The following is a 22,420-nucleotide window of genomic DNA, read 5'->3' as shown; positions in this document are numbered from 1 at the left end:
AAAAACAAATATGAAAATACTAGTAACAGGAGGTTTAGGTTTTATTGGTTCTCATACTGTAGTAGAATTACAAAATGAGGGTTTTGAGGTTGTGATTATTGATAATCTTTCCAATTCATCAGAGGAAGTCTTAAAGGGGATTGTTGCTATTACAGGCAAAATGCCATTATTCGAACAACTAGATTTACGCGAGAAAAAAAGTGTGCAGGATTTTTTCAAAAAGCATAATGATGTTAACGGAGTTATTCATTTTGCGGCTTCCAAAGCAGTTGGAGAAAGCGTTGAAAATCCTTTGTTGTATTATGAAAACAACTTAGGAACGTTGGTTTATATTTTGCAGGAATTAGAAAAAAAGCCAGAAGCCAACTTCATTTTTAGTTCTTCTTGCACTGTCTATGGACAAGCAGAATTAATGCCTATAACCGAAAATGCTCCAGTGCAACAGCCAATATCTCCTTATGGGAATACCAAGAAAATAGGGGAAGAGATTATAATTGATGTTGCAAAAGCGACTAATATCAACGCGATTTTGTTGCGCTATTTCAATCCGATTGGTTCACACCCTTCTGCCGAAATTGGGGAATTACCATTAGGTGTACCACAAAACTTAGTGCCTTTTATTACCCAAACTGGTTTTGGTTTGCGCCAGGAATTATCGGTTTTTGGAGATGATTATCCTACACCAGATGGAACTTGTATTCGGGATTACATACACGTAGTCGATTTAGCAAAAGCGCATGTTATTGCTTTGCAACGTTTGTTGAACAAAAAGAATCTTGATAAAGTGGAAACGTTCAATCTAGGAACTGGGACAGGAAGTTCGGTTCTGGAAGTGATTCGCAGTTTCGAAAAAGTGAGTGGCAAAAAACTTCCTTATAAAATTGTTCCTCGCAGGGAAGGTGATATTACCGAAGCTTATGCCAATACTGATAAAGCCAATAATGTTTTGGGTTGGAAAGCACAATCAACCCTAGATGAAGCTATGGCCAGTGCTTGGAAATGGGAACAGAAGATTAGAGGATAGATTTCAGAATGCAGATTTCAGAATCAGAGAAACCCCAAACTATCTAATTGATAATTTGGGTTTTTTTGTTTTAAATAATTAGTTGTAAATTCGTTAAGTAAATTATGAGACATGAACCCTAAAAAAGAGAATCCGAAAATAACCAAAGTAGAAGAGCCTTCTGTTGCTTATGAAGCTTCGAAAGTTAAGTTCAAAGGAATTGATAGGGCAACTTTTGATTTTGATGAAGAAGTAAGGAATGGTTATGCACCTGAAGAATTTAAGGCTGAAATGCATAAAAGAATAAAAGCGTATCCTTTGAAAAAATAATTTTTAAGAACAAGGTTTTAGATTATTTTGATGAATTGGTTTATGCGCTTTTTGAAGAAGAGTATTTTAGTTATTCTGAAAATGCACAGCTTTATGTTGATAAAATCGTAGATTTCATAATTTTAGAAATAAATAGTTTTCCGCATAAGCCAACCCCTCAAAAACTCCAATATTTAGGCTCGAATTATATTTTCTATAAAGCCAATGCTAGAACCACTTGGTATGTTTTCTTTGAAAAAAGGGATGCAGTTTTCTTAATTACTGGAATTATAAATAATCATTGCCAGGAAGCAAAAGAATTTTAAATAAAAAAATCCTCATAAACGTAAGTTCATAAGGATTCTAATATTTTTATTCTGAAATCTAAAATCTGCAATCTAAAATTTAAGCATTCGCTGTAGCAGCTTCTTTGTCAATTTTTCCAATCAAACCAGCCAATACTTTTCCAGGACCTATTTCTGTAAACAAAGTTGCGCCATCGGCAATCATTTGTTGTACAGATTGTGTCCAACGTACAGGAGCAGTCAATTGAATGATTAAGTTTTTCTTGATTTCGTTGGCGTCAGATACTGCGCTTGCTGTCACGTTTTGATACACTGGACAAATAGGAGTTGAGAATGTAGTCGCTTCAATTGCAGCTGCAAGTTCTTCTCTTGCAGGTTCCATCATTGGTGAGTGAAAAGCTCCTCCAACAGGTAATAGTAATGCACGTTTTGCACCAGCGACTTTCATTGCTTCACAAGCTTTTTCTACTGCAGAAAATTCTCCTGAGATTACTAATTGTCCAGGACAATTGTAATTAGCAGCTACTACAACACCATCAATAGATGCACAAACTTCTTCAACGATATTATCTGCCAATCCCAAAACGGCAGCCATTGTTGATGGCGTGATCTCACAAGCTTTTTGCATTGCCAAAGCTCTTTGAGAAACTAATTTTAATCCGTCTTCAAAAGATAATGCGCCATTGGCAACCAATGCAGAAAATTCACCCAAAGAGTGTCCTGCTACCATTTCTGGTTTGAAATCTTCCAATGTCTTGGCCAAAATAACCGAATGTAAAAAAACTGCCGGTTGCGTTACTTTGGTTTCTTTCAATTCCTCAGCAGTTCCTTCAAACATGATGTCAGTAATGCGGAAACCTAGAATTTCATTCGCTTTTTCGAATAATTCCTTTGCTAATGGTGAGTTTTCATATAACTCTTTGCCCATTCCTGTGAATTGTGCGCCTTGACCTGGAAATACGTATGCCTTCATATTTTTTCGTTTAAAGTTTAAAAGTTTCAGATTTTCAAAAATGAAATCAAAAAACCGACTGCAAAAGTACTACTTTTTTTAGGAGCAACAATTTTTTGGACATCAAGAACAATTCTCCTGCTGTCATTCCAATCTTTTTGCTCGCTGAAAAAGCGTTCAAAAAGGATTTTCCCTTCCATCAGGGCTAAATTAGATTATTTTATTTTTATAAGAATAGAGCTTTTGAATTAGTTGTAATATGATAATTATCATACGTTTAAGTGATTTATTATTCGTAAATTTGGTTGAGTTTGGTTTTATTTAGCATAAAAAAAATGTTTTTTTAAATTGACTCTTTTTCCTAAAAAGGCAGAACTATTTAGTCTGAATTGATAAAAATGTACAAGCTCCGATTTGATGAAGTTGGACATATTTGTCAAGATGATAAAATAGTTTAAAAACTAAAATGCCTTTCTACAGCAACCAGAACACTTTTACTTATATGATAATTAAAAAATAATTTTATGAAAGTCTCTGTTACCCGAAAAAATGTAAAGTTTTTGCCTGATTCCAGTAGAGTTGTTGCTCGATATTTTATGAGCGGAGAAGAAAGAACCAAAGAATTGATTGGTCGTATTTTGGTTATGAACGATCAAGAGGTTAGTCATACTTTGGAACAAATAAATAGGGAGTTTGCAAGAAGGCATCGAAATATTTCGTCTTTATTTTATAGACATTGTGGAAACGTTCGATCGATAATTGAGGAAATGCAGGTGAGTTATGAGGAACTCTCAGACGAAAGAAAAATGCTTATCGGTTCATATCTTACTATGGAATATTCCATAGAATCAGCTGCTTTTTTTAATCCTTCCATGGTAGAAGATTTTGATCAATCGGGTTTGGAAAAAGGAGAAAAGCGTGTGATTATATCGTTTCGGGCTACGGGAGAAGGACATGTGTCGTCTATCGTATTCAGAAGAGGGATTATCGATAAAGATAATAATCTAAGGATGATGCGAATTGGTGACAGTATTGAAAAGGCCGAGGTCTCACATAAAATGATGTTTAATAAAAAGCGAGTTTTGTCTAAATTGACAGAAATGCATACACTGGATATTTATTCACCCATGATGTGTGATTTGCCAGACGTCTTTGAGTATTCTGTATTTAAAGATTTGATAAATAAAGAATTAGAGTGTCAAAATATCAGTAAAGAAAAAAAGGAAGCTTATGAAGAAGTGATTTGGTTGTTGGACTCGTTTTATGATGTGCAGTTCAAGCACGATTCCGATATTTCAGAGCGCGTTATATTTCCGGTTTCTGATGTTGAGAGTCGTGGGATTGAAGATGCCCGTTTTGTCCGTTTTGTGGATGATGATGGTTCCGAAAGTGTGATGGGGACTTATACGGCTTATAATGGACATTCCATTCTTTCAAAATTAATTACCACAGAGGATTTTTATACCTTCCGCATAATGCCTTTACACGGTGAAGGATCGCAGAGTAAGGGAATGGCCTTGTTTCCTAAAAAAATTAAAGGAAAATATGCCATGCTAAGTAGAATAGATGGAGTCAATAATTATCTGATGTATTCGACACGAACCAACGAATGGAAAGACCCACAAATTATTCAGCGACCACAATATCCATGGGAATATACTCAAATTGGTAATTGTGGTTCTCCTTTATGGACTCAAGAAGGTTGGTTGGTTATTACACATGGAGTAGGGGCAATGAGGCGTTATTGTATAGGTGTGTCATTGTTTGACTTGGACGATCCCTCAAAAGAAATAGGTAGGTTGCCTGAACCTTTGCTAGCCCCTTTGGAAGATGAACGCGAAGGATATGTTCCAAATGTGGTGTATTCATGTGGTTCGATAATTCACAATAACAGCCTTATATTGCCTTATGCTGTTTCGGATTATTCTTCCACTTATGCCGTAGTAGATATGGTCGAATTAATGGTTGCCCTAAAAAACAGTAAAAAGTAATTACTGCGAAATGTTCTAATCTAAAAAGAATTGCAATAGAAAAACATCGATGAAAATAGAAATAAGTACAAGTGAAAGCCAAAAAAAGCAAAACAATACTATTGATGAGTTCTTATCCACCGAGACAATGTGGATTGGCAACTTTTTCGAGTGATGTAGTTAATTCCGTTAGATTAGTCTTTGGGGATTCACTGCCTATTGAGGTATGTGCTTTGCAAAAAGAAGAAAATCAATTTGAATATAGTCTTGATGTACATTATGCGCTAACAGTTTCTTCGATTGAGGAATACCGTATTATAGCGGAAAAAATAAACAATCGCGAGGATATTGGAATGGTATGTATTGAGCATGAGTTTGGTCTTTTTGAAGGCGATTACGGGAATTATCTACTTTCCTTTTTATTAGCCATTAACAAACCCATAGCTACGGTTTTTCATACGGTATTGCCGGGACCAAATGATAAATTAAAAAAAATAGTTAAGGCGATTATTGATTTGTCTAATAAAATTGTGGTACTAACCAAAGGATCTCAAGAGATTTTGATAAAGGACTATGACTGTCCAGAATTGAAATTAAGGGTAATTCCGCATGGTACCCATATGGTGCTTTGGAACCAAAAAGAAAAATTAAAAAGAGAACACAATTATTCCGGTAAAATAGTATTGTCAACATTTGGTTTAATAAGTGATAATAAAAATATTGAAACCGTTTTGCATGCCTTGCCTGAGATTGTTGCCAAACATCCAGAAGTTGTTTATTTGGTAATAGGAAAAACACATCCTGAGGTCTTAAAAAGAGACGGAGAGAAATACCGTACTATGCTCATTGAAACGGCCAAAAAACTTCATATTGAGAACAATGTTTTCTTTATCAATGAATTTCTGGAGTTAAAACAATTGCTTAACTATTTGATTTTATCAGATGTTTATTTGTTTGCTTCCAAAGACCCCAATCAGGCCGTGAGCGGAACTTTTGCGTATGCAATGAGTTGCGGTTGTGCGATTATTTCAACTCCAATTGCCCACGCCACCGAGGTTTTGAATCCGGGGATAGGAATATTGTTGAATGGGTTTGATAATCCGGAAGAATTTCAAAGAGCCATATTAAAATTGGTTGAAAATAAAGAAAAACGTTTAGAAATGGGACGTAATGGCTATGCTTTGACCCACGAAACCACTTGGGAAAACATTGCCTTAAAGTATGGATTCCTTTTTGCTAAAGTAACAGAAAGCAAGGAGAAATTAAGATTTAACTTTCCGCCTATAAAATTGGATCACATCAAAGAGTTGACAACAGATTATGGGATTCTTCAGTTTTCAATTTTTAGCCAACCCGATTTGTCATCTGGCTATACCTTGGATGATAATGCTCGTGCATTGATTGATATGGTAATGTATTATGATATGAGTTCAGATCCTATTGCCTTGGATTTGGCAACAATCTATTTGAATTTTATTACCGAAATACAACGAGAAGATGGTCGATTTGATAATTACAAAGACATTAACCGTCAATTGACAAAACAGAATGAGTTGGTGAATCTTGAGGATTGCAACGGAAGGGCATTATGGAGTTTAGGTTTTTTGTTATCCTATCAAAAAAAACTTCCGATAGATTTAGTTCAACAGGCACAAAAAGCATGGGACAAAGCTGTTGTGCATATCGATGAAGTCATTTCTCCCAGAGCGATTGCTTATACACTCAAGGGACTTTATTATTACCGCCAAGTTAATAAAGAGGAGAAAATTAAAACAGCTATTGTCGAACTTGCGGACAAATTACTGAATCATTATCACATCAATTCTGATGATGATTGGTGCTGGTATGAAGATTATATGACATATGCCAACAATGTACTTCCAGAGGCGATGCTTTTTAGTTTTTTGGCGACTGGAGATTTAAAATACAAAAAAATAGCCTTGATTACTTTTGATTTTCTTTTGTCGCATTATTTTATGAAAGGAGAATTAAGCGTGATTTCAAATAGAGGATGGTTTGTTAAAGGCGAGAAAAAAAGCACTTACGGTGAACAACCTATTGAAGTGGCGACAACAATTATTACCTTGCATTTGTTTTATCAGGTAACCGGAAATGTGAAATACAGAAACCAACTGAATCTGGCATTTTCATGGTTTTTGGGGAATAATCATTTAAATCAGATTATTTACAATCCGGTAAATGGAGCATCCTATGACGGACTTGAAGATAAAAATGTGAATATCAATCAAGGTGCGGAATCGACACTTTGTTTTTTTAAAGCGCAGCTCATCATGAATGAATATAAAGATTATAAAAAATACAGACACTTGGATACTAAGAGTGCTTTACAATTTGAAAAATAATTTAGAAGAATGACCGAAAAAGAAAAAATGCTTTTGGGCGAAGTTTATTTTGCCAATGATAAACAACTAACTGAAGAGCGTACCAAAGCCAAAAAGTTATTACATAAATTAAATGTTACCGAATATTTGATGAATGGGCGATCACGTGCGATTCTTAGGGAGTTAATGCCGAATTCTCATAAACGATTGTATATAGAACCACCGTTTCACTGTGATTATGGATACAATATCCATTCTGGGGAGAATGTGTATTTCAATGTCAATTGTGTGGTTTTGGATACGATGAAAGTAACCATTGGGAATAATGTTTTCTTTGCACCGGGTGTACATATTTATACTGCAACCCATCCGCTCAATGCTGTTGAAAGAAGAACTGTCGAAAGTTCCAAGCCCGTGTCGATTGGCGATGATTGTTGGATAGGAGGGAACTCCGTTATTTGTCCTGGAGTCACTATTGGAGCCGGTTGTGTAATTGGAGCGGGGTCTGTAGTGACCAAAGATATTCCCGAAAATTCTTTAGCAGTGGGTAATCCTGCTAAAGTGATTCGGAAATTGAATGAGGATTAATCTTTTTTATTCATATAAAAGCTCAATGCTCCTGATGGACATTTATTGATAGTTTCAATAATTTTTTCTGTTGTTGAATTTTCAGCCGTAATCCATGGTTGTTCTTTCGGTTTGAAAACGTCAGGATTGTTGCGCACGCAATTTCCGGAATGAATGCATTTTCCAGATTGCCACACGATGGTTACTTCACCGTTGGTATATTCTTTTTTGATGTTTTTTGGATCCATGGTTAAAGGGTGGTGTTAATGATTGTTGTTCCTTTTAGTAGTTTTGAAATCGGACATTTGTCAGCAATGATTAGCAATCGTTCTTTTTGCTCGGCAGTAACTTCTCCCGAAAAGACAATCTTTCTTCTTATTGTTGTTGTCAATTCTCCACTTATTGTTTCTTGATACAAATTTAGTGAAATATTTATTTCGGGGATTATCCATTCTTTTCTGTCAATGTACATTCTTAGCGTAGAAAGTGTACAGCCCGCCAAAGAAGCTAGTAAAGTCGAAAATGGATCCATTCCTAAATTTTTACCGCCAACATTTTCGGGTTCATCCATAAGGAATTGCCCGTTTCTCCAAGTGATGTTGCATAAGTACTTTTGAGTACCAATGCGACCAAGTATGTCATTTTCGAAAAGATCTTCCATTATAATACGTCGTTAAATTGAGGGTTTCTGTCAAAAGTTTTTTTAGCAAAAGGACATAAGGGGATAATCTTCCAGTTTTTTTCTCTTGCTACTTCAACTGCTTTTTCCACTAATTTTTTACCCAACCCTTTTCCGTTGAATACAGGAGATACTTCGGTATGATCAATGATGATTTTATCGGGACCGGCAAATACAAAAGTCATTAGAGCTACTTTTCTACCTTCGGATGTAATGTTCAAATTACCGTTTTTTTCGTTGAATTCTATATTTACTGTTTCGGTCATTTTTTTTGTTTTTGAAGTTGCTTAGAATCTGAAATTCTAAGATTCTAAGATTTTTATATTTTATAAATTGAACTTTCTTTTTAATCTTAGAATCTCAGCTTCTCAGAATCTCAGTATCTATTTTTAGTAAGTCATCGGAATTTCCATTAATAGAAATTTCGCGTCAGTTGTTGCTTTAATGTCTAGGGTTTTGAAATCAGTTATTCCTAAACCGTCACGAGTTTCTAATTCCTGACCGTCAACAGTTATTGTTCCAGATATTACAAAAACGTACATACCGTTTCCTTCTTTTTTTACTTCATATTGTTTAGAAAAACCAGCTTCAAAATCGGCTAAATGAAACCAAGCATCTTGATGAATCCAAACTCCAGCGTCATCAGGATTTGGAGATAATATTTGAGCAAAATTATTTTTTTGCTCAGCAGTATCATAAGTGATTTGTTGGTAGCGAGGGGTTACATTTCTGGTTTTTGGGAATAACCAAATTTGAAAAAGTTTGGTGCGTAAATCTGCATTTGGATTGAATTCACTGTGTTGGATTCCAGTCCCAGCACTCATTACTTGTATATCGCCAGTTTTTATGGTAGATTCATTTCCCATGCTGTCTTTGTGGGCCAAATCCCCTTCCAACGGAATAGTGATGATTTCCATATTGTCGTGTGGATGTGTGCCAAAACCCATACCTGCGCCAATGGTGTCATCGTTTAAAACGCGTAAGGTTCCAAACTGAACTCTATCTGGATTGTACCAACTAGCGAAGCTAAAACTGTGATAAGCATTTAACCATCCGTGATCTGCGTGTCCTCTTGTGTCGGCTTTGTGTAAAACTGTATTTTTCATGATGTATAAATTTAGTGATTTTTTGTTATACAAATTTACACTCGATGTCAGCGAAAGACACTTAATCTAGATTAAGAAAGAAAGTTTTGGTATTTTGTTTTTTTGTTGAGAATTTTGAATTTGATAGAAATGAATCTATAAAATAATTAGCCACGAATTTTACGAATTAGTGTGTGCTAATTGGTATAATTCGTGGCTAATAAATAAGTGATACAGTGTTTAATCTGTCAACTAAATCTGTGTTTAGTATATGTCAAACATTTTAAAAAAATGTTTTGTCCAATTACAACAGCTCTATTTATTGTTGATTGTATTTGGTTTTATATTTTTGATAAAGTCTGGTTTGGTGTGATTCTAAGTCAATTTTTCGTCCTTGAATAAAAGCATCCGTCAATTTATTGGTACGCATATCCAAGGCATCTCCTTCGGAAATAAACAAAGTTGCGTCTTTTCCTAATTCGAGTGTTCCTAATTGATTATCGATTTCCAATAGTTTTGCAGTATTGGAGGTGATTAATTGTAATGCCTGCTCTTTGTTTAATCCGTAAGCAGCACAAGTTCCAGCAAGAAAGGGTAAGTTTCTAGCATTCATTCGTTCTTTACCTCCACTGTTTTCCAAACCAACAATAATGCCGTTATCAACTAGTATTTTTGCCATTTTGTAGGGCATATCTATATCTTGATCCTCTTTTGTCGGCATGTCGTGAACATCTCTTAAAAACACACCAATTTGATTTTTTTTCAATAAATCAATCACTTTATAAGCTTCAAATCCTCCGACAACAACGACTTTCTTGATACCGCTTTCTTGAGCGAGCTGTATGGCATCAATAATTTGTTTTTGATCGTTAGCTGAAATGAACAAAGTTTGAGTGGCATCAAATATTCCTTTCATTGATTCTAAAACGATGTTTTTATCTTTTGACGGAGCTCCCAAATAAGCTTTTGCGCTTGACAAAAACGTTCTTATCTCATTTACTTGTTTGTCATAATCTTTGTTTTCGGTTATGTCTCCTGGATTTGTCCAGTCACCACCTCTTGAAGCAATGGAAGGAAAATTTAAATGGATTCCGTCGTTTTCTTTAATTAAAGCATCTTTCCAATTCCAAGCATCCAGTTGAACAATTGAAGATGTTCCTGAAATTCTCCCTCCGTTTGGTCTAATTTGGGCAATCAAAACCCCGTTTGGACGGCAAGTTTCAATAACTTTTGAAGCTGCATTATAAGCAATAATACTTCTTACGTTAGGATTCATATCGCCAATTTCAGCCTCATCATCTGAAGCTTTTACTGCATCAATTTCGACCAATCCCAAAGTCGAATTTGGAATTATGAATCCTGGATATACATGTTTTCCTTTGGCATCAATTGTGATGTCAAAAGGAGTGCTTGTTTCCATGGTTTTAGAATCGGAGACCATAGTGATTTTTCCGTCTTTGAAACCAATAGCTGAATTCTCAATTGTTTTTCCGTTACCCAAATGAGCCGTAGCATTAAGAATCAATATAGATTTTGTTTGCTTTTGGGCTGGGGTTTGTTGTGCATTTGTGTGTGTAGAATGACTAAACACAAATAGTATAATTATAGCTAATTTTCTCATTTTATTGTTCTAAAGTGTCACAAGTATATTCAATTTTCTCTTTTTTCTTAGGCTCTTGCAAAGGAGATCCTTTTGATTTTTCCTGTAACAATTGTCCAATTAATTCATTTCTTTCTTTAGCAATAGATAATCTTTGCGTTTCGTCTTTTTGAATGTCAAAATAGACTACTCCATCGATTATTGTTTTCTCCGCTTTTGCATAAATGGATAAAGGATTGTCGTTCCAAAGTACCAAGTCTGCATCTTTTCCTGCTTTAACGCTTCCAACTTTATCGTCTATATGCAACAGTTTTGCTGGGTTTAAGGTTACAAATTTCCAAGCTTCTTCTTCGGAAATGTTTCCATATTTTACCGCTTTTGCTGCCTCTTGATTCAATCGTCTTGACATTTCGGCATCATCAGAATTGTATGCAACTACTACACCTTGATTATGGAGAAGTGCACCGTTGTACGGAATTGCATCGTTTACCTCAAATTTGTACGCCCACCAATCTGCGAATGTTGAAGCACCAACGCCATGAGCTTTCATTTCATCGGCTACTTTGTATCCTTCTAAAATGTGGGTGAAAGTGTTTACTTTAAAATTAAATTTATCGGCAACATTCATCAACATCAATATCTCTGACTGCACATAGGAATGGCAGGTTATGAAACGCTCCTTATTTAAAATTTCAACCAATGTCTGCATTTCTAAATCAACTCTTGGTGCTTTAGTTTTGTCTTTTTTCCCATTCGAGTTATAAGTCTTCCATGAAGTTTCGTATTCTTTTGCACGCTGGAAATAATCAGTAAATACTTGTTCTACACCCATCCTTGTTTGAGGAAAACGAGTTGGATCTGTAATTCCAAAATTGGATTGTTTTACATTTTCTCCTAAAGCAAATTTGATGAATTTAGGCTGATCTTTGTATAGCATTTCATCTGGTGACAGTCCCCATTTCCATTTTACTATGGCTGATCTACCACCTATTGGGTTTGCTGAACCATGTAACAATTGTGATATGGTCACTCCTCCGGCCAAATCTCTGTAAATATTGATGTCTTCAGAGTTAACAACATCTTGAATAGTGACTTCTGCACTGGAGTTGTGTCCAAATTCGTTCACTCCTTTAGAAATGGCAATATGCGAGTGTTCATCAATAATACCGCTGGTAAGATGTTTTCCCGTGGCATCAATAACTTTTGCAGAAGCGTCAGAAATATTATTTCCGATGGAAGCTATTTTCCCGTTTTTAACCAATACATCAGTGTTTTTTAGAATTCCGTCTTTTTCATTAGTCCAAACTGTGGCATTCTTAAATAATAATGTTTCTTGTACGGGTTTTTGAGTGTTTCCAAAAGCAACATTAGGATATGTTACAGGAATAACTACATTTGGTTTTTGAAAAGCAGATGAATCTATTTCTTCTTTAAAAGGAGCTGTTTTTAATGCAGACCAATTCACTTCTTTTCCATTATACAAAACAGCTTTTCCAGAAAGATTTTTTGGATCTTCGACAAGTCCAGTTAATCGGATAAAACTTGTTTTGATTGAGTCTTTTGGGTTAACAATAACCGAAATCCAATTGTTTGAAATTGCTAGTTTTGAATTTACTTTTTTAGAGTTTGCTGTTATATCTGACTTTGGCTTGTTGATGTCGCCACCAATTATCCATTTGTAAACATCTTTATCAATTGTCAAGTCATAATTCCCTCTAATGTCTTTGGCGTTAATATCGTTAACTACATATTTATTTCCTTGAACCCAGTTTTCAAATAAAATTGTTTTTTCGTCGAAAACAGGACCAGATGTGATCAAGAAATTGGCCACGCTTCCCACTTTCAAATTTCCTAGTTCATTGCCTTTTCCAACTAATGAAGCTGGAGTTGTTGTTAATGACTCTAATGCTTTGGTGGCATCAAATCCATATTTAATTGCTTTTAAAAGATTGATTCTAAAATCTTCAGTCTTTTTTAATTTATCTGTTGTTAAAGCAAATACGATTCCATTGTCAGATAAGATCTTAAGGTTTGTTGGCGCTTGATTCCAAAAACGCAAATCAGCCAATTCCATACGATCGGTTTGATAAGGATTTGAAACATCATACGCTTCTGGGAAATTAATTGGTATGATAAATTTTAAATTAGTCTTTTTAATTTCTTCTATTCTTTCAAATTCATTTCCAGAACCTTTCAAGACATAATCAAAACCAAATTCTTTGGCTAATTTCGAGGCTCTTAAACTGTTCAATTTGTCTTCAGTGGTAAATATTTTTACCAATTTTTCATTATCGATTAATGCTTTTAATGATAAATCGGTAGTGGTTGCGTTGCCGTTTTTATACCAGTTTTCATCCAAATATAACTGGCGAAGCAGTGCCATGGACCCCATCAATGAAGATGGATAGGTCTGGTTTGTAAGCACACTCTTGGTAAAACTAAAATGGTTTGTAATTTTATCCGACATTAGGCGAGTGCTTTTGTTATCGTTATTAAGAGCAACCAGGATACCAGTTCCTCTCGCAATACCATCTTGGACATGCGATCCAACAACACCAAATCCTGCTTTTAATAACTCCTCCGATTTCGACTGGTCATATGTAAAACTGTCATAAGCATTTACTTCAGAACGAATGCTTTCGTTCCAGTAGTAACCTACTCGTTTAGTGTCATATAATGGGCTTCTTTCGTTATCACCAGCTTTTTTAACTGGCTCTATCCCAAAGTTGGTATAAATATCTATAAATGAAGGATAAATTGATTTGCCTTCAAGATTTACAGTTACACAATTTTTAGGAATCGAAACCGAAGTTCCAGTTGCAATTACTTTTCCATCTTGAATAAGTAAAGTCCCTTTTTCTATAATTTGTGTTGGCGTAATATAAATTTTAGCATTTATAAAAGCGGTATAATTATTGTTTTTATTGTGAATACTTTCGTTATTTGGAAAGTAGTCTTGCGCACTAATTTCTGGGATAAATAGTCCGAGAAAGAAAAGGAGTAGAAATAGTTTTTTTTTCATAGGTTGAGAATTGTTCTTTGATTGGGTATTAATGATATTTTCCATTATTGCGTGCTAATTTAACAAAATAATACAATTATTAGATTTTATTTTTGATTTAATGGAGTTTTTTGACCCTTTCTATAGAGGGTGTGTTTATAATGTCTCCTTATTTTGATTTAAAGAGTTTTATTTTACGATTAAGTGATTTGCAGTTTTATTTACTTAGAGGTTATATAGAAGGATAGCAAATTATACGCTTTGTCTATTATAGTTATTTTCTAAGTAATTTGGATTTCATTTTACTGAAAAATTCTGGTGTGACTCCTAAATAAGATGCAATTTGCTTTTGAGCTATTTTCTGAATGAGTGTGGGGTACTTTTTGCAGAATTTTTCGAAACGTTCTTCGGCGGTAAGGCTTAGATTATCCATTAAGCGTTCTTGATTGGCTACCAATGAATTTTCGGTCAGTATTCTGAAGAAACGTTCCAGTTTTGGGATTTCGCGATACAGTATATCTTGGTTTTCTTTGGATAACAAAACCACTTCGGCGTCTTCAAGAACCTCTATAAACAAGTTGCCTGGCTTTTGCGAAAGCAAACTGTACATGTCACCAATCCACCAACCTTCGCAGGCAAAAGTCAATACATGTTCTACAATATTATCATTAATGTTGAAACTGCGTAAAATACCCGAATTCACAAAATAGGAATGTTTGCAAATCGCACCACTATTCAATAAAATAGTTTTGGCTTTGTAATGGTGTATCTCTGTTTTGGACAAGAAAAGTTCTTGCTCCTGTTGGGTAAGCGATACGTGTTGCGCAATGTTTCTGAGTATCAATTCCATTTATTTTTCCTGTGGAAGTAAAGTAAAGGAGGTAACTTTGAAACGATCATTTACTATCTCTCCAGTAACTTTGGCTTTTCTAATGGTCTCGCAAAAACCATCTTTGGCATGCGAATCCCCATGATCGTCTATGTGCGTTCCGTCTACAAAATATGCTTTACCATCAATGCGAACAGCCAGATCGCAGCTTTTTCCCTTTAGGCCAAAATTGCACTCGCCACAGGAAACTTCTACAATTTGAGATTTTAAAGGTTCTTTTTTGTCTTGGGCATTAGACAAAAACACTGTGAAAAAAGATGCAATTAAAAATAGATTTTTCATATAAGGCTAATTTGAGAGCCCTAAGTTAAGAATTTTATGAGTCTCTTATATTCTAAATGGAATAGTTTTTAAACATATAAATCCATAATAATCTTGAAAAGCGAATGTTGAAAGAGGCCATTGATACTATGACTACGGCAATAATGGCAATGATTCTTAGGTCGAATCTTTCTGTAAAAAATTGTTGCGCAATTAGATAGGTAGCTATTCCTTGTGCTACGGTTAATCCATAATTTACATACATAGCACCGAAGAAATAACCAGGTTCTTTTTCGAATTTGTATTGACAATGTGGACAATATTGATTCATTTTTGGGAAACCAATATTTAAAAAGATGTTTTTTTCGTTGAATACCTTTCCCTCATGGCAATGTGGGCATTCATTATTTAGGATGTGGACAAGTGTGTGTGACATTTTTTTATTTTTTTCAAAGGTATTTTTTATTCGTGTCACAGATGTTTTCTATATTCGCTAATTATAGCACAATAAAGACATTGAAGAGTTATGAGCAAATATCCAATTTATTCCATTCAGCGATTCAATTGCAATGATGTCAATAGTGATTTCTATATAAATACCTTCAAAAATCACTTAGTTGACCACAGTTTTGTTGAAGAGCCACATAGACATAATTCGTATGTGCTGGTTCTTTTTACAAAAGGATCCGGAATGCACGACATCGATTTTGATAGTTATGGGATTCAGCCAGGGAGTATGTTTTTTATGCAGCCAGGACAAATGCATCATTGGAGTTTGTCTGATGATATTGATGGTTTTGTTGTTTTTTATTCCCAAGAGATGTACAATCTTTATTTTAGGCAAAAGGGGATAGAGGCTTATCCTTTTTATTCTGCACTGGGGAATTCTCCCGAAATGATATTTGATGCCAAAGAATTAAAGGCAATAGAGCCTTATTTTTATAATATGCTTGAAGAATATCAAGGGAATAAAATCATGAAGCAGGATAAAATCATGAATTTATTGGACAGTATTCACATTGAAATCGCCCGAAAGTATAATGAAAGCCACGTCTTGGAAACACATTCCTATAATGTGAAAATCAAAGATCTTGATGTGCTTTTGGAAAAGTATTTTTGGACAGAAAAAGCGCCTTCCTTTTATGCTTCCCAACTTCATATTACGCTGAAACATTTGAATAGAATATGCAATGAAATCCTAAAAAAGACAACCACTCAGGTGATTACGGATCGAATTATTCTGGAGGCGAAAAGGATGCTAATGGATAAAAAAAGAACAGTCAACGAAATTGCAACAACGTTGGGTTTCGACGACTATTCCTATTTTGTGCGATTGTTCAAGAAGCATACTGCAATGACACCGACAGCTTTTCGGGATTCTAAGAAATAAAAGGGCTTAGTTTATTTTAGCTTTGATGAGGTTGCTTAGCACATCACGCTCCCGTTTCAGCATTTTTATTTCGAGTTCCAACTCAGCTATTAAATTGTCTTTGGTTGAATCCTTTATTTTGTTTGTTGAGAATTTCTCTGGCAGCGATGCAGCAATATCAGCAAAGAAATTATGTTCTAGTAAATTGCTTATTTTCAAAAGAATATCGGTGCGAATCCAATCTTGTTTAAGCCGAACTTCAAGATTTGCCGGGCCAATACCCAAGGCTCTTGCCAAAGCAGCTTTCGAAACATTATTTTCTTTGATATATCGCTTTAATAGCGCGCCAATGTGTATGTTGTTTTCCATTATTTGATTTAAAAATAGAAGTTAATTATTAAATATATCAATTTAATTATCAAAAATAACAATTTAATTGTTTTATATATCAATTTTATTGGTAATAATATCAATTAAATTGTAGTATATAATTATTTAATGTTTATATATATTAATTAAATTGTTTTAAATAACAATTTAATTATTTTTTAAAACAATTTATTGTTGTTTTCTTTTTAATTGGGTGTCAAATTTTCTGCCGGTGGTCGTTTTAAATCTTTGGTTAAGCTGTTCAAAAGAAGATTTAGATCCAGGTACACCCGATTTTGCGGCAGTTTCATAAAGTTCATACGCCTTTAGTGCAGTGTCATAAGCTTCTTTTCCGGCTATTCGTTGGGCGGCATTAATTTGACTCATAACTTGATTTAGCATTGATTTTAGAATGTCGAGTTCCTCGAATAGTTTTAAATCGGCGATAAGATTATCAATTTTGATATACGAAGGCATTGTTTCGGCGCCATTCGAGCGGAGCTGATTGATACAGTCTTCGGTAAATGCTTTGTTGGCTACATCCATACCCCGAAAAGATTTTTTCTCATCAGTTGTTAGTGAATAGGCAGGAAGTAAAGAGCTAATATGTTGCAAATTGGTCTTTATGGAATTGATCGATGACTCTGGAATTATGGTGTCGATGCGATTATAGGTAATATTTCCCATACGGTTGGTTTTTTGGTTCGAATACTAAGATATTAGAATAATACGAAATGCACTACATTTATAGCGTTTAATTTTTTTTGAAAAAAAAGTTATATAAAATGACGTTCAAGAATTGGCTAACGATATATCGCGCAACACCCTACGGCTAATATTGTCATTCCTGTAAAAGTTTGTGGATAATTGGAGTGCTTAAAAAACGTTAATACAAGTATTTTACTTATGTTAATTTCTGTAATAACCTGACTTCGATTAATACATAACAAAGCCTATTTATAAATAAATTATGTGATTGAATGTTCCTGCAAGGGTTTTTTTTTAACCTTGTAGGTATGATTACTAATGACGAGATACCTACAAGGTTAAAAAAAAACCTTGCAGGATATCCAATGAATTACAAATTATTTAATAATCGAACTCAGGTTAATAAGTATATTAAAGCAACTTTACTAATCCAGCGGCTGCTTTTGCTTTTTCCACCACTTCTTCAATTGCGGTGTCCAGAGTGTCATTGACTAAGGCAACTCCCATTCTGCGGTACGGTCTAGAGGTTGGTTTTCCAAAAAGCCTAAAATCGGTTTTGGGTAAAGAAGCTATTTTTTCTATTCCTGTAAAAGTTGGATTTGTTGAATTTTCGGAAGCCAAAATTACGGCACTCGCTCCTGTTTTTTCTAAAGTGATTTCGAAAATAGGCAAACTCAAAATAGCGCGTAAATGCAATTCGAATTCATTAAAGTTTTGCGTTCCCGCCAAAGTTACCATTCCGGTGTCGTGTGGTCTTGGAGATAATTCAGAGAAATATACACCATCATCGGCTAGGAAAAATTCAACGCCAAAGAGTCCTGCTCCACCAAGAGCGTCGGTTACTTTTTCGGCCATATCCTGTGCTTCGTATAAATCTTTATCGGATACTTTTGCCGGTTGCCAGCTTTCCTGATAATCGCCGCGTTCTTGTCTGTGACCGATTGGAGCGCAAAACAAAGTGGGGTTGTTGTTTTGAACCACAGTCAATAATGTGATTTCTGAATTGAACTTTACAAATGCTTCTACAATAACTTCTACAACATCGCCACGGGAACCTTCTACAGCGTATTGCCAGGCTTTGTTAATATCGGCAGCTGTTTTTATGGTGGATTGCCCTTTTCCGGAGGAAGACATTAACGGTTTTACTACGCAGGGCATTCCAACGGCTTCGACTCCTTTGCGCAATTCTTCGGCAGAAGTGGCATAACGGTAATTGGCAGTACGCAATCCCAGTTCTTTGGCAGCCAAATCCCGAATGGCTTTTCTGTTCATTGTAAAGTTCGCCGCTTTTGCAGAGGGAACTACCGTGATTCCTTGTTTTTCGTAATCATAGAAACGCTCGGTTCTGATGGCTTCTATTTCGGGAACGATGAAATCGGGTTGGTGCTTGGCTACGATTTTGTCTAGGGCATCTCCATCAAGCATATTGATGACTTCAAAACCGTGTGCTACTTGCATTGCTGGAGCATTTTCATAACTGTCAACAGCAATTATGGTTTGCCCGATGCGTTGTGCTGCGATTGTAAATTCTTTTCCTAATTCGCCAGAGCCTAGAAGTAGTATTTTCATTGAAAGAAGTTTAGAAATGTTATGCCGTTTATGAGTTTAGTCTGTATTGTATTATTATAACAAAAATACGTTTTTGGGTTGAATTTTTTATAGAAATGCTTGCTGTGTTTTGCTAATTTCTTTTGAAAATATTGAATAGCTCATTTAGCAGTTTGCTCGCGTGAGGGATAGAAGCAAGCTACCGAAGTAGCGCGGATAGCCCGACAGCATAAAGACAAGAGGCCGACTCACCGTTGCGATGAGTTGGCCTCTTGTCTTTATGGTGGCACGCCCCAATGATCTTGTTTAAAAGCTGTAGCCGAGTTTTACTCCGCAACGGAAAACGAAATTATCGGAGTAGATATTGTCGATGTCGCCTTTCCCTTTTACTTCCCATTTCCAGTTGTACCCGATGGATGGGTCTATGCTTAAATTCTTCCCGATTCTGATTTTGTACCCAATGTCGTTATTGATTAAACTCCAATAGGAATAGACTCCGTCGAAATGTCCCAATGGAGTGTTTTGGTCAAAATTGGTGTTCGAATATCCCAAAAGCCATTGTATATAAACCCCAGATTTGCGTCCAGATTTTCTATAATATCGACGGCCAATCTCTACGGTAAAACCGTTTCCTTTTACTTTTACCAGATTATTGTCGTATTCCATTTGGGAAACGGAAACATTTAATATACTAGTAGTGTAAAGTCTGAAAAGAACCAAGTAGTCATTACTGAATTCGGCACTTATTCCGAACAATGAAGGATCGGAATAACCATAGTTTGCCGAAATAGTAGTGCTGTTGATGTCTAATTTTTGTTGCTGGGCAAATGTTTTTGCCGTGAATAACAATATCCCGATTAGTAGAATTGACTTCTTCATTTTCCTAAGGATTTAGTGTTATGAAGTTACGGAATTTTTGGCAATAAAACTAGCTTGTCTCTGTGTAGAATTTTTGGGAAATAGCTTGAATTTTGGTCATAAAAAAAACAGTTTAAAGAATAAAGTGATGAAGCTTTAAACCTTAAACTGTTTAATAATTGAAATAAATATATATTATGCTAGAACTTCAGTAAGCGAAACCGCTTCTTTGATTCTGCGTAAAGCTTCTTTTAATAATTCCTCACTTGTTGCGTAAGAGAAACGGATGCAATTTGGGTTTCCAAAAGCGTCACCTGTTACAGTCGCTACACAAGCTTCAGCCAAAAGATACATTGAGAAATCATTTGCATCTTTGATTAAAGTTCCTTTTAATGTTTTTCCGAAGAAAGAAGAAACGTCTGGGAATACATAGAATGCTCCTTCTGGAACGTTGATTTTCACACCTGGAATTTCTTTTAATAATCCAACTACTAAATCTCTACGGCTTTGGAAAGCGTCAACCATGTGTTTCAATACAGATGGATCAGCATCTACAGCAGTAATAGTAGCACGTTGTGCAATACTGTTGGCACCACTTGTTACTTGACCTTGAATTTTAATACAAGCTTTGGCAATGAATTCTGGTGCTCCAATGTATCCAATTCTCCATCCTGTCATAGCAAATGCTTTGGCAACTCCATTAACAGTTATTGTTTTTTCTAACATTCCTGGAATAGAAGCGATGCTGCAGAAAGTTCCTGAGAAATTGATGTGCTCATAAATTTCGTCGGCAACTACATATACGTGTGGGTATTTTTCTAAAACTTTTGCAAGAGCAGTCAATTCTTCTCTGTTGTAAACAGATCCACTTGGGTTACAAGGAGAACTGAACCACATCATTTTTGTTTTTGGTGTGATGGCTGCCTCTAATTGTTCTGGAGTGATTTTGAAATCTGTTTCTACAGAAGTTGGAACTTCTACAGGAACTCCTCCGGATAATTTTACAATTTCGAAGTAAGATACCCAGTATGGTGCTGGTAAAATTACCTCGTCACCGTCGTTAAGCATTACTTGTGCAATGTTATATAAAGATTGTTTGGCTCCTGTTGAAACCACAATTTGTGATGGTTTGTAATCTAAATTATTGTCTCTTTTGAATTTTCTGCAAATTGCTTCTTTCAATTCTGCGTAACCTTCTACTGGAGAATATGTGCTGTAGTTTTCATCGATAGCTCTTTTTGCAGCTTCTTTGATGAAATCTGGAGTATTGAAATCTGGTTCTCCTAAACTTAAACTGATAATGTCTTTTCCTTGTGCTTTTAATTCTCTTGCCAATGCAGCCATCGCTAATGTTTGTGATGTAGCTAAATTGTTAATTCTGTCTGAAAGTGGATTGCTCATTAAATTGTAATTTTTTGGTTTATTCTTTTTTTTTAGATAATTATTATAGTGCGGGTTCTAGTCCCAATGTTCTTAAATGTTTGAAATGGGCAACAACAGCAGCTGTCATTGTCTTGTATTCGTAGTATGGCAATTGGCATTCTTTTGCCGTTTCTTTTACGATTTTCGCAATTTTACCATAGTGAACGTGGCTGATATGAGGGAAAATATGGTGCTCAATTTGGTGGTTTAATCCTCCTGTGTACCAGTTTACGATTCTGTTTTTTGGTGCAAAATTTACTGTGGTGAACAATTGGTGAATAGCCCAAGTGTTTTCCATTTCGCCAGTTTCATTTGGTTGAGGATTGGCAGCTTCGTCAACTACGTGTGCCAATTGGAATACAATACTTAGGATTAATCCAGCAGTATAGTGCATGATAAAAAATCCAACCAAAACTTTCCACCAAGTGATTCCTATTACGATTGGTAAAACAATCCAAATAGATAGGTAAATTACTTTTGTGATGATTAATGTTGTCCAAAGTACTTTTGGGCTTTTTGGTTCACCATAAGATAATTTTCTTTTTAGGTAACTGCTCATTTGTTTAAAATCGGTTGTAATGGCCCAATTGAAAGTCAATAAACCGTATAAAAACACAGCGTAATATTGTTGAAATTTGTGGAATTTATGCCATTCTGCTTCTTTGGAGAAACGCATGATTCTTCCTGCTTCCAAGTCTTCGTCATGACCTATAATGTTCGTGTAAGTATGGTGTAAAACGTTGTGTTGTACTTGCCAGTTGTGTACGTTTCCGGCTAATACGTATATGGTTCCCCCCATGAATTTATTAACCCAACTTTTAGTTGAATAAGATCCGTGGTTGGCATCGTGCATTACGTTCATTCCAATTCCTGCCATTCCAATTCCCATAATGATGGTTAATAGAAGGTGTACCCAAAAAGGCATGTCTAAAGTAAGTATCAAAAAGTAGGGAACAAGGAAGACGGTAAAAAGAATTACAGTCTTCAAATGGATTTTCCAGTTTCCAGTTTTTTCGATATTATTTTCTTTGAAATAGCTGTTAACACGAGAATTAAGAGTTCTGAAAAACTTTAAATTGTCTTGTTTTGCAAATGTAGGTGCGGTATTGTTCATATAATTTTTTGAATATTTGCAAAGGTAACCAATATAAATTTTCAACATACAATATTGAGTTAAATATTT

At 35.2% G+C, this 22,420-nt stretch carries 23 protein-coding genes; 6 read left to right on the top strand and 17 right to left on the bottom strand.

Annotated features, from left to right (window positions below; translation table 11 throughout):
* Positions 1-10 precede the first annotated feature (10 nt).
* Together galE and AC1DY0_RS04145 are read left to right on the top strand one after the other, a co-directional pair.
* Complete coding sequence (gene galE, locus AC1DY0_RS04150) at positions 11-1,024, top strand: UDP-glucose 4-epimerase GalE (protein ID WP_477187406.1); 1,014 nt, start codon at positions 11-13, stop codon at positions 1,022-1,024.
* Positions 1,025-1,135: 111 nt separating this feature from the next.
* Positions 1,136-1,333, top strand: coding sequence for a hypothetical protein (locus AC1DY0_RS04145; RefSeq protein ID WP_477187405.1), 198 nt, complete (start codon positions 1,136-1,138; stop codon positions 1,331-1,333).
* A gap of 384 nt (positions 1,334-1,717) precedes the next feature.
* Here the strand turns inward: AC1DY0_RS04145 and fabD are convergent, their stop codons facing one another.
* The gene (fabD, locus tag AC1DY0_RS04140) at positions 1,718-2,590 is read right to left on the bottom strand and encodes an ACP S-malonyltransferase (RefSeq protein ID WP_477187404.1); all 873 of its coding nucleotides are present in this window, start codon (positions 2,588-2,590) and stop codon (positions 1,718-1,720) included.
* A gap of 26 nt (positions 2,591-2,616) precedes the next feature.
* Positions 2,617-2,769 carry a hypothetical protein gene (locus tag AC1DY0_RS04135; protein WP_477187403.1) on the bottom strand — a complete coding sequence of 51 codons (153 nt, stop codon included), beginning with the start codon at positions 2,767-2,769 and terminating at the stop codon, positions 2,617-2,619.
* A 324-nt stretch (positions 2,770-3,093) separates the two neighbouring features.
* Between AC1DY0_RS04135 and AC1DY0_RS04130 the strand changes: the two genes are divergently transcribed.
* The 3 genes from AC1DY0_RS04130 to AC1DY0_RS04120 all read left to right on the top strand — a co-directional run bounded on the left by AC1DY0_RS04130 (position 3,094) and on the right by AC1DY0_RS04120 (position 7,469).
* Complete coding sequence (locus AC1DY0_RS04130) at positions 3,094-4,560, top strand: glycoside hydrolase family 130 protein (protein ID WP_477187402.1); 1,467 nt, start codon at positions 3,094-3,096, stop codon at positions 4,558-4,560.
* Between the two features lie 71 nt (positions 4,561-4,631).
* Positions 4,632-6,902, top strand: a complete 2,271-nt coding sequence (locus AC1DY0_RS04125; protein WP_477187401.1) for a glycosyltransferase — start codon at positions 4,632-4,634, stop codon at positions 6,900-6,902.
* 9 nt (positions 6,903-6,911) lie between these two features.
* The gene (locus tag AC1DY0_RS04120) at positions 6,912-7,469 is read left to right on the top strand and encodes a sugar O-acetyltransferase (protein ID WP_477187400.1); all 558 of its coding nucleotides are present in this window, start codon (positions 6,912-6,914) and stop codon (positions 7,467-7,469) included.
* Here the strand turns inward: AC1DY0_RS04120 and AC1DY0_RS04115 are convergent.
* The 9 genes from AC1DY0_RS04115 to AC1DY0_RS04075 form a co-directional block, all read right to left on the bottom strand.
* Positions 7,466-7,696, bottom strand: a complete 231-nt coding sequence (locus tag AC1DY0_RS04115) for a (4Fe-4S)-binding protein (protein WP_173503571.1) — start codon at positions 7,694-7,696, stop codon at positions 7,466-7,468. The genes AC1DY0_RS04120 and AC1DY0_RS04115 overlap by 4 nt on opposite strands.
* A 2-nt stretch (positions 7,697-7,698) precedes the next feature.
* Positions 7,699-8,109, bottom strand: coding sequence for an OsmC family protein (locus AC1DY0_RS04110; RefSeq protein WP_477187399.1), 411 nt, complete (start codon positions 8,107-8,109; stop codon positions 7,699-7,701).
* Positions 8,109-8,393 carry a GNAT family N-acetyltransferase gene (locus tag AC1DY0_RS04105; protein WP_477187398.1) on the bottom strand — a complete coding sequence of 95 codons (285 nt, stop codon included), beginning with the start codon at positions 8,391-8,393 and terminating at the stop codon, positions 8,109-8,111. Before AC1DY0_RS04105 ends, AC1DY0_RS04110 begins: the two co-directional genes overlap by 1 nt.
* Before the next feature lie 123 nt (positions 8,394-8,516).
* Positions 8,517-9,233, bottom strand: a complete 717-nt coding sequence (locus AC1DY0_RS04100; RefSeq protein WP_477187397.1) for a pirin family protein — start codon at positions 9,231-9,233, stop codon at positions 8,517-8,519.
* Between the two features lie 298 nt (positions 9,234-9,531).
* Positions 9,532-10,833: an amidohydrolase family protein gene (locus AC1DY0_RS04095; RefSeq protein ID WP_477187396.1), complete on the bottom strand. Its 1,302-nt coding sequence runs from the start codon at positions 10,831-10,833 to the stop codon at positions 9,532-9,534.
* Between the two features lies 1 nt (position 10,834).
* The gene (locus AC1DY0_RS04090) at positions 10,835-13,834 is read right to left on the bottom strand and encodes an amidohydrolase family protein (RefSeq protein ID WP_477187395.1); all 3,000 of its coding nucleotides are present in this window, start codon (positions 13,832-13,834) and stop codon (positions 10,835-10,837) included.
* Positions 13,835-14,087: 253 nt separating this feature from the next.
* Positions 14,088-14,663 carry a Crp/Fnr family transcriptional regulator gene (locus tag AC1DY0_RS04085; RefSeq protein ID WP_477187394.1) on the bottom strand — a complete coding sequence of 192 codons (576 nt, stop codon included), beginning with the start codon at positions 14,661-14,663 and terminating at the stop codon, positions 14,088-14,090.
* Entirely contained in the window at positions 14,664-14,984 is a 321-nt protein-coding gene (locus AC1DY0_RS04080) for a DUF6370 family protein (protein WP_477187393.1), read from the bottom strand.
* A 52-nt stretch (positions 14,985-15,036) separates the two neighbouring features.
* The gene (locus AC1DY0_RS04075; protein WP_477187392.1) at positions 15,037-15,399 is read right to left on the bottom strand and encodes a DUF983 domain-containing protein; all 363 of its coding nucleotides are present in this window, start codon (positions 15,397-15,399) and stop codon (positions 15,037-15,039) included.
* Between the two features lie 90 nt (positions 15,400-15,489).
* On the opposite strand from AC1DY0_RS04075, the gene AC1DY0_RS04070 reads away from it, so the two are divergent.
* Positions 15,490-16,353 carry an AraC family transcriptional regulator gene (locus tag AC1DY0_RS04070; protein ID WP_477187391.1) on the top strand — a complete coding sequence of 288 codons (864 nt, stop codon included), beginning with the start codon at positions 15,490-15,492 and terminating at the stop codon, positions 16,351-16,353.
* Between the two features lie 6 nt (positions 16,354-16,359).
* Here AC1DY0_RS04070 and AC1DY0_RS04065 read toward each other — a convergent pair whose 3' ends face one another.
* From AC1DY0_RS04065 to AC1DY0_RS04040, 6 genes are all read right to left on the bottom strand, one after another.
* A complete protein-coding gene (locus AC1DY0_RS04065; protein WP_477187390.1) occupies positions 16,360-16,701 on the bottom strand; it encodes a helix-turn-helix domain-containing protein in 342 nt (113 codons plus the stop codon).
* Between the two features lie 189 nt (positions 16,702-16,890).
* The gene (locus AC1DY0_RS04060; RefSeq protein WP_477187389.1) at positions 16,891-17,388 is read right to left on the bottom strand and encodes a hypothetical protein; all 498 of its coding nucleotides are present in this window, start codon (positions 17,386-17,388) and stop codon (positions 16,891-16,893) included.
* Between the two features lie 432 nt (positions 17,389-17,820).
* On the bottom strand, positions 17,821-18,978 hold the full coding sequence (gene purT, locus AC1DY0_RS04055; protein WP_477187388.1) for a formate-dependent phosphoribosylglycinamide formyltransferase: 1,158 nt from the start codon (positions 18,976-18,978) through the stop codon (positions 17,821-17,823).
* Positions 18,979-19,263: 285 nt separating this feature from the next.
* Complete coding sequence (locus AC1DY0_RS04050) at positions 19,264-19,836, bottom strand: hypothetical protein (protein ID WP_477187387.1); 573 nt, start codon at positions 19,834-19,836, stop codon at positions 19,264-19,266.
* Between the two features lie 174 nt (positions 19,837-20,010).
* Positions 20,011-21,216 (bottom strand): pyridoxal phosphate-dependent aminotransferase, encoded by a 1,206-nt coding sequence (locus AC1DY0_RS04045; protein ID WP_116796110.1) that lies wholly within the window; start codon positions 21,214-21,216, stop codon positions 20,011-20,013.
* 43 nt (positions 21,217-21,259) lie between these two features.
* A complete protein-coding gene (locus tag AC1DY0_RS04040; RefSeq protein ID WP_477187386.1) occupies positions 21,260-22,351 on the bottom strand; it encodes a fatty acid desaturase family protein in 1,092 nt (363 codons plus the stop codon).
* Positions 22,352-22,420 lie beyond the last annotated feature (69 nt).

This window comes from Flavobacterium sp. P1_E4 (genome assembly GCF_056405915.1).
The sequence above is the reverse complement of the archived record's forward strand: the minus strand, read 5'-3'. Positions and strand labels throughout refer to the sequence as shown.